General features: G+C 38.6%; 7 protein-coding genes. All 7 read left to right on the top strand.

From position 1 onward, the window contains the following. The first annotated feature begins 78 nt into the window (after positions 1-78). The 7 genes from AC1DSE_RS24540 to AC1DSE_RS24510 all read left to right on the top strand — a co-directional run bounded on the left by AC1DSE_RS24540 (position 79) and on the right by AC1DSE_RS24510 (position 8518). Positions 79-2925, top strand: a complete 2847-nt coding sequence (locus tag AC1DSE_RS24540; protein WP_477528323.1) for an AAA family ATPase — start codon at positions 79-81, stop codon at positions 2923-2925. Between the two features lie 160 nt (positions 2926-3085). After that, a complete protein-coding gene (locus tag AC1DSE_RS24535; protein WP_477512591.1) occupies positions 3086-3649 on the top strand; it encodes a sigma-70 family RNA polymerase sigma factor in 564 nt (187 codons plus the stop codon). Next, positions 3646-4764: a DUF4179 domain-containing protein gene (locus AC1DSE_RS24530; RefSeq protein WP_477512590.1), complete on the top strand. Its 1119-nt coding sequence runs from the start codon at positions 3646-3648 to the stop codon at positions 4762-4764. The genes AC1DSE_RS24535 and AC1DSE_RS24530 overlap by 4 nt, the downstream gene beginning before the upstream one ends. Before the next feature lie 294 nt (positions 4765-5058). Then, a complete protein-coding gene (gene murB / locus AC1DSE_RS24525) occupies positions 5059-5982 on the top strand; it encodes a UDP-N-acetylmuramate dehydrogenase (RefSeq protein WP_477528322.1) in 924 nt (307 codons plus the stop codon). Positions 5983-6211: 229 nt separating this feature from the next. After that, positions 6212-7021: a transporter substrate-binding domain-containing protein gene (locus tag AC1DSE_RS24520; RefSeq protein WP_441883241.1), complete on the top strand. Its 810-nt coding sequence runs from the start codon at positions 6212-6214 to the stop codon at positions 7019-7021. A gap of 37 nt (positions 7022-7058) precedes the next feature. Then, positions 7059-7595 (top strand): flavodoxin family protein, encoded by a 537-nt coding sequence (locus AC1DSE_RS24515; RefSeq protein WP_441883239.1) that lies wholly within the window; start codon positions 7059-7061, stop codon positions 7593-7595. Between the two features lie 257 nt (positions 7596-7852). Then, on the top strand, positions 7853-8518 hold the full coding sequence (locus tag AC1DSE_RS24510; protein ID WP_477511179.1) for a FusB/FusC family EF-G-binding protein: 666 nt from the start codon (positions 7853-7855) through the stop codon (positions 8516-8518). Positions 8519-8801 lie beyond the last annotated feature (283 nt).

Genomic DNA, 8801 nt, shown 5'->3' with positions numbered 1-8801 from the left:
TGTTTCAAGCTGATGAGCAGTCTGTGGACAAGCTATTGTCATCTTTAAATATTCCAGTGTTAGCTGAGGTGCTCAGCCATGAGGATTAATGCAATCACAATAGAAGCATTCCGCGGGTTTAATGAGAAGCGAAGATTTGAATTTCCCAATACAAGCATTGTCATTTTACATGGCCCAAATGGTTACGGAAAAACCTCTTTTTTTGACGCGATCGAATGGGGATTAACCGGTAGCATTTATCGTTATGAGCAAGACCCCGAACGAAAATTATATCGATACATTGGGAATCATTTTGCCGGGGATAGTGCTCCAAAAGTAATCATTGAGCTAGGAAATTCAGACATGCAAATTACAGTAATACGTACGGGGATCGCCAATACGAATGTAAGGACAGATAGCGGAGCCCATTTGCTTGAAGTTGAGATTAATGGTGAGAAGGTACCTGCCAAGGAGRCAGAAGCCGTTTTAAAAGAGAAGCTCGTCCACGCGGAATGGCTCGATAAAGTAGATTTAAACAAAAGCTTGTTTCTTACTCATCTTCTATGTCAAGAACGGATGAATGGCATCCTAAGAGGCATGAAGGAGAAGGATCGCTACAATTCGGTTTCCCGAATTTTCGGCACAGAGCAATTTTCGAGCTATGGAGAACTCGTGCATAAAGCACGGGTGGAGCTGGAAGAAAGAAGACTAGCATTTAGCCAAAAGCGTGGGCAGCTGATTGCGGAGGAAGAAACGCTGGAGCACCGTATTCAAGGCATTAAGCTAGAAATCTCAGAATTCTCGCCTGCATCACGAAATAATCAATGGTCAACAGCACTTCATAACTATGAAGCTGTCTTCCAAAAAGCAGCGGTTTCAGAAGATGAAGATCAGGTTATTTCATTGATCAAAGAAGCCGAGGAGCAAATTGAAGCTCTAGTTCAGGAAAGAAATCTTTTGGAAAATGATACAATCAGACGGCTCGATCTAGCAAAAGATGCTATGACCTCATTACAGGAAAAGCTTCCGCTTCTGATGCAATGGGAACGAGAAAATCATCTTACTCAAACGCTAGATGAACACTTAAATACAATTCAAAAATTGCTAAGGCTCAATGAAGAAGCAGATAGTTTTTTGCAAAACGAACTGATCAAGCTCCAAAACGAACAGCTGAATGAGGATTTACAGCAGCAAACAACGGCAATTCAGCATAGAGCCGATCACTTATTAGAAGCGTTAAATGAAGTGAAAAAATTATGGCTTCAGGCAAACAACCGTAAAAAATTTGATGGGATGAGCGGTAACTTTGCCATAGCATATCCACTCTTAGAGGAGACTCCTCGACTCGCACTCTATCATTCATTACGAGAGTTAGAGCTGCGGTTTCGTGAACAAACAGATTTGGAAAACGCTTTTTTGGAGGCTGATGGTTTACACAAGCAGCAGTTGGAATTTGTACAGCAGCTTGTGCTTCATGAAAAGAAACATAAAGCTTTTCTAAAGCATGTTCTACAGGTTGCTATTGAACAACCAGAGCTAGATTGCTGCCCTGCCTGTGGAATAGAAGATGTTGATTCATTCCGCCTGCAAAACTACGTCAGCGCACAGATGGATGCCATTCATCCTGATCTAGCTCGTGCAGAAAAGAAGAGCCTCGAGCTTGAATTACAACGACAAATCTATAATGACCAGCTGTTTGAAGCAAAAGCGAATGTTAAAGAAAGTCTAACCATACTTCAAGCCACCATGCAGGAATGGAGTGATCAGCATACTCAATTGCTCGATCAAGTGGCAGATTTACAAGCAAAGCACTACGATTTGCACAAAAAAATGCAGTTAATGGACAAGAGCTACAATGATTTCAAAGCATTGGCTGATGAGTTGGATATCCCTATTCATACGCCAGCTCTGAAAGAGCAGTTACTGACTAAGCTGGATGAAGGTAATAAACAAGTAGATCATTTACGCAAGCAGCTTATTACGATTGCTACATCGTTCTCATCCCTGCCAAGGGAGAGCAAAGAGAGAGAACTTAAGCATCTACAAGATGATGTCGTTGTTTGGCTAGGTAAGCTAACGGCAGAAGGAATTATTGGTGCCAGTGCTCAAACAACGGATTGGAGCGCAGTTGCAGATCAGTTAGACGCAAAGGCTAGTTTGATTGAAGAGTCATTGCTCGAAAATACTCGTAAGCACGGAGCAGCAACACAATTATTAGATGCTTTCCGAGCAAACGCAGATCTCGCACTGCTCGAACAATTACAGCAACAAAAAACTGCCAAGCATAAGGTCATAGAACGAGTGGAAGAAGGTCTTCGAACCATCGAAGACATGGTTGCCGCTCTAAAGGATGCCGAGCAGGCCGTGCCAGATGCCATTCGCGGCTTGAATGAACGAGTCATGGATCAAATGTTCGATACTATGCGTTCCATCTTTGTCAGAATCAACTCTCATCCCGTATTTACCGAGATCGATTATGATACGGGGAAAAAATTCAACAGCAATCGCTTATTTCTCAAAGTGATGACGAGAGAAGATGCGGCCCTTGGCCACCAAGAAGCAAATCCCTCGTACATATTTAGCGCAGCCCAGGTGAATGCCACTGCGATTTCATTCTTTTTGGCCATGGCGCTTACGCAATCTTGGTCCCCACTGTCCTTTGTCGCAATGGATGACCCTGTACAGAGCATGGATGACTTGAATGTAGCTGCATTAATTGATCTTATACGTAATTTAGCTGATTCCAAATTGCAAAATCATAAACAATTTATTATCTCAACACATGATTCGACGTTCTATCAGGTTATGAGAAAGAAGTTCAGAATGCTGAATGTAGGCATTATTGAATATGATTCCTATTCAGAAGCAGGCCCTACATTTGAGCAGCGTGTAGTAGAAGCTACGGATAAGAAGCCGATTGCCATATTTTCGAAAGCAGACTCATAAAAACTCAACCATAAAAAGTCGATTTCCTGTACGATTGAGGAATCGACTTTTTTATTATAAATGGCCTAAAAATATAATTAATCTAAACCTGAGAATAAAAATTTTCAACTTCGTTGTATATAGTGTAAAAGCTTTTACAAAAAAATAAGGAGAATCGCTAATGAAGTCTAATGATAAAAATTTCATCCAACGATTAAAGCGCCAGAAAGAAGATGCTTTAGAATATATCGTTGATACCTATTTGCCCTTAATAAAAGGGGTAACTTATAAAGTGCTGTCCCCGCTTGAGAACGAGGGAGTTATTGAAGAATGTATGAACGATATTTTGTTATCCATATGGAACAATTCGAATAAATTTCATGGCGATTCGACTGATTTCAGGAAATGGATTTGTGCTATAGCCAAGTTTAAGTCTATTGATTATTACAGAAAAAATAGTAAAAGAGTAGAATTCACCACTAATGAAATGGAATTGAGCTCCGAAAAATCGGCAGAAGAAGAGTTGATTATACTGGAGGATAAAACGGAATTAATTCAATTAATCCATTTATTAGAGCCTGTGGATCGGGATATTTTTATAATGAAATTTTTTCTTGGATTAAAAACAGAGGATATTTCAGCGAAACTCGATTTAACGAAAGCGTCTATCGATAATCGAATTTATAGAGGGAAAAAGACACTTTACACCAAAGCGATGCAGCTGAATTGGAAAGGTAGTGTATGATGAAGGATATTTATGAATTATTAAACGATATAGATCTAGACGACAAGCAGTTTGTGGAAATGGAAGTAACTGAATTTGAAAAGACCAAGGTAAAGATTGCATTAAAGCAATCATTAGCTCAAAATAAAAAAACACATCGTTGGAGAAAGAATGCTGCTGCTGCAGTCATACTAATCGGTTTAACGGCTGCTACCTTTGGCATTACGTTCCCTGCTTATGCTAGCGAAATCCCTGTTTTAAGAAACATTTTCATGTTATTGGATACCGGAAGGATCGGATTTTATGATGACTATAAGAAGTATTCCAGCGAAATTAACATGTCAAAGGAGAGCAAAGGCATAAAATTGACGATTGAAGATGCGATTTTTGATGGGAAATCGGTTACCTTAACCTATGCATTAGAAAGTAATCAAGACTTGGGTGACGAACCAAAGTTACATGGTTTATTATATGCAAAAGGTGCACTCGGCGGGAGTCAAAGCACTCAAATTACAAAAGTCGATGAAAATAGTTATGTAGGTTTAGTTCAAAGCAACATCGATTTTCGTAATCAAACGGAATTGGATCACGTAAATATAAACTGGATTATTGAAAATATAACAAATCCAAATAACGAAGAGGAAATACAAGGTAAATGGAGCTTTGCTCTTTCTTTAGACGCAACGGCGAATCAAACACAGATCATAAATCAAAGTGTTGAACACGAGGGAGTAAAAGTAAACATAGACAATATAACCTTTACCCCCATGAGCTTTATCGTTTATTACAATCAAGTGATTTCGGATGAGACAAGAAATGAATGGGATGCTGTAGATGTGGATATCGAAATTAAAGACGACTTAGGCAATCATTATGTTGGTAAAGGCAATGGAGGAGCAGGTGAGAGAGGCGGCTATAACATGAACTGGAGTAAAACTTTTGAAAAATTAGACCCCAATGCTACCAAGCTTATACTGACACCTCAGATAAACTTGTATGAACACACTGCCGAAAATCATGGTTCATTAGAAATAACGAGAGACGAAGGTTCAAAAGAAATTGTATTGCCTAAAAAATCAGGAAGAGGTAGAGAACAAATTAAATTGGATGATATTGTCATTGAAATAAAGAAATAAATGATAAGACATTAAGGCTTATGAGAGGACATGCTATGGTTCCTTCAGATTAAGCCATAAAAAAAGCGAGCAGGATCGTATCCTGCTCTTTTTTTGTTGCATATTTAATAAGGAGAAACGATAATTTAATGATATGTAGGAAATAGGATTGATTACATTTATAAATGACAACTTTTGATTAAAAGGTAATATTAATCGGAAAAATGTGCTATAATTTAAAGTTGAAATTTCAAAGCTTTAACAACAACAAGAAAAGGTGAAACGAATGATAATGAACGAATGGGAACAACTTTTATGAATAATGAATTGAACCTTTATAAACGTATATTAAATAAACTGCCCGACTTGAATATTAAGCTTGCTGAACCCGTTAAAAATCACGCATATACAAAATTAGGGGGGAATGCAGATGTATTCATTACTCCAAATAAATATGATGAAATAAGCACTGTATATAAAATTGCGAAAGAAGAAAATGTTCCAGTTACCCTCTTGGGACATGGCTCCAATCTTATCGTGAAGGATGGCGGCCTTCGCGGGATTACGATGCATTTAAAAAACTTGAATGAAGTTCGAACCGAAAATAGTACAATTATTGCGCAGGCTGGAGCTTCGATTATAGATGTATCTAGGCAAGCATTAGAACAGCATCTGTCTGGACTTGAGTTTGCATGCGGCATCCCAGGTACGGTCGGTGGTGCTTTGTATATGAATGCAGGAGCCTATGGCGGACAAATTTCGGATGTATTAGTCAAAGCTTTAGTAATGAACGAAGCAGGCGAGCTTCTCACATTATCAAGTGAGGATCTGTCATTAAGTTATCGGAAAAGTAATATTTCTGCAAATAAATATGTCGTGCTCGAAGCTGTATTTAATCTTAAACAAGCTGAATATGCCGATATTAAAGAAAAAATGGATGAGTTCACTTTTGCGCGAGAAAGTAAACAGCCATTGGAATATCCTTCATGCGGCAGTGTATTCAAACGCCCGCCTGGATATTTTGCTGGAAAACTGATACAAGACAGCGGTTTGCAAGGGAAACGAATCGGAGGAGCAGAGGTATCCACAAAACATGCAGGTTTCATTGTAAATGTGGATCATGCTACATCTCAGGATTACATTGATTTAATCGAAGTTATTAAGACGACGGTAAAACAAAACTTTGGCATAGATTTAGAAACGGAAGTCATTGTCATTGGGGAAGACAATCAAAACTAAAACAAACGATTAAAGTTCAAAGACCCTTCCCATTCAATTGGCGAGGGTCTTTGATTTTTTACAATATTTATATTTATATAGCATTTTTGGTTTCTTATATAAAATATATCTATTATGTAATCAATTGACCTCAAGTGGGTGTGAATGCTACAGTTATCTCAGCCTTTAATCCTCACTTAACCCGTAGGGATTATGAGTTTAATACACAACCAAATTGGAGGAAACGATTTTGAAAAAGTTTAATGCATTTACGTTTGCCCTTGTTTTCTTATTTGTTATTACAGCATGCGCCAATAATGGCAGCAGCAATAAAGGAGAATCAGCCGCGGGGGTTAAAAAAGTTATTGTCGGCACTGGTAATGATTTCGAGCAAGTCGCTTTTCTCGATGATAACGGAAAGTTAACAGGCTACGACGTTGAAGTTATCAGAGAGATAGACAAACGTCTGAAAGAGTATGAATTTGAGTTTCAAACGATGGAATTTTCCAACATTCTATTAAGTCTAGAAACGAAAAAGATCGATATAGCCGCTCATCTATTTGAGAAAAATCCTGAGCGTGAACAAAAGTTTTATTTTAACGAAGAACCTTACGCTTATTGGCGGAACAAAATTATTATTGCAGCAGCAAACAATGAATCGATCAAGTCCTTAGATGATTTGAAAGGAAAAAAAGTGCTGATTGGCCCGACCAGCGCTCAAGCTCAAATCCTTGAAAATTACAATAAGGAGCATGATGGCGCAATAAAAATCGTGTACCAGCAAAACGATGCTAACGATGAAGTTCTTCAAATCACTAATGGACGGGTTGACGCAACAATAAGCGCAGACTTCCTTCTTCCGATCAAAGATCCGCAAGGCAAGCTCAAAGCAGTAGGAGATGCGCTTAATGAGGGGCATATCCAGTATGTACTCCGTAAAGACGACCCCGAGTCAAAGAAACTTGCCGACGCTGTGGATCAAACGATAAAAGAAATGAAAGCGGATGGAACCCTCGCAAAGCTTAGTACGGATTGGCTTGGTCAGGACTTTTCAAAATAAAAGCTTAACACTTTAAATGTGGAGGTGATTATTCACAATGGGAATTGCAGTGATTTATGGAAGCTCCCGCAAAAATGGAAACTCGGATCAACTAGCAAATTTATTAGTTGAAGGATTTGAAGCAGATAAAATTCACTTATCTGACTACAACATCGAGCCTATTGTCGATTACCGGCATTCTGAGAAAGAGCCTTACCCAAATGATGATTACCATCATCTGATCGAACGCGTAAAGGCACAAGATGTATTGGTGTTTGCGACGCCAATCTACTGGTATGGCGCATCAGGACTTACGAAGACGTTCATTGATAGATGGTCCCAATCATTAAGAGAGAATAAGACCGAGTTTCTATCTAGTTTTGCGTCAAAAACAGCTTGGATCATCGGTATAGGCGATGACGAGCCCCATCTGAAAGGAATTCCGCTTGTTCAGCAATTTCAATATATTTTCGACTATACGGGCACAAATTTTGCAGGTTACATCCTTGGGAGAGGCAACAAACCAGGCGATATTTTGCAAGATACCATTGCTTTGGCCACTGTGGAGGAAATCCGGAAAAAATGGCATACTTAATCAAAATGTAAATTTAGAGGAATTCACACGTTGTAACAACATCTGAATTCATTTTATAATGTAAAGAGGCAGGGAGGTGATAGGAATGGCAAATCAAATTGCCGGGAAAAGTAACTGCTCATGCAAAGCCTACTATTAGGGCGATACTTTGCGTGGGGCCGGACTGAAATATTTTCGCCCAATGGAGCTCATATCGTTTCTAATAAAAGCTTTGCACCTTATATTTTTTTTCATTAAAAATAAGGGGCTGAACAGCTATGAATAAACCATTTATTAGAAACCATCAATATAATTTAATTAAGAAACAAGCACATCTGCTTCAAACTGCGTGTAACACGGTATCCGATCCAAAAGTAGTTGAAGCGGTTAGGTATAGTACGCAAACAAAGATTTCCGAAGCATTCCCGGGCGCAACTGATCTTCAAAAGCATGAGTTAGAGAAGCTTGCAACGTTAAATAGGACAGAAGAAATTCAATCCTATTTGCAATCGCTGCAGCCTTTGATGTCGGAATTCACTCAAGTAACGGCAGCTCAAATAAAAAAGCTGTTTCCAAAAGTCAAAAAGCTAAAGGTACCTGATTTAGATGATATTGACTACCGTTATGTTACGTATATGGGTTGGACCGATATCGCATCTAATAGGCTGTTTCTTATTTACCGTCAAGACGGACAGCTTATCGGCATTGAAGGAAAGTTTACGCCAACAAATAAGAAAAGCACCTGTTTTTTGTGCAATAGACATGAAGAAGTTGCGTTATTCACGGCGATTACGAAATCAAGGCCTGCTAATGCTTCACCTGATTACTACAAGGCCATTGGAAATTATATGTGCGTAAACAGCGAAGCCTGCAACGCAAATATAACGGATGTCACCGTTTTAGAGAAATTCATAAGCAACTTCATCGGAAAACATGAATCATAATATGAAAAGAAGCATCAGAAATTCTGATGCTTCTTTTTTTTATGGTGATTTGCTTCCTCCAGTATATCTGATTGCAGTCTACACAAGTTCTTCAAAAGTGTAAGTTACAATGAGGATAAGGAATAGTAGATAGGAGGACATAAGAACAAATTTTTTAAAAAAAGAAATGAAATTACGTTTCCGAAATACCCATTGGGGGTATAATGCGAATAACATACTGAACGAATAAACAGAGGAGTGTTATATAAAATGAAAAAACAATTGGTTTTACTTAGTGTTGCTG

Source organism: Paenibacillus sp. 01L418 (genome assembly GCF_056400045.1).
The sequence above is the reverse complement of the archived record's forward strand: the minus strand, read 5'-3'. Positions and strand labels throughout refer to the sequence as shown.

What these genes read in the sequence shown, in the direction of transcription:
- AC1DSE_RS24535 (WP_477512591.1), top strand. Translation starts at nt 3,086, where the DNA reads ATGAAGTCTAATGATAAAAATTTCATCCAACGATTAAAGCGCCAGAAA.
- AC1DSE_RS24530 (WP_477512590.1), top strand. Translation starts at nt 3,646, where the DNA reads ATGATGAAGGATATTTATGAATTATTAAACGATATAGATCTAGACGAC.
- murB (WP_477528322.1), top strand. Translation starts at nt 5,059, where the DNA reads ATGAATAATGAATTGAACCTTTATAAACGTATATTAAATAAACTGCCC.
- AC1DSE_RS24515 (WP_441883239.1), top strand. Translation starts at nt 7,059, where the DNA reads ATGGGAATTGCAGTGATTTATGGAAGCTCCCGCAAAAATGGAAACTCG.
- AC1DSE_RS24510 (WP_477511179.1), top strand. Translation starts at nt 7,853, where the DNA reads ATGAATAAACCATTTATTAGAAACCATCAATATAATTTAATTAAGAAA.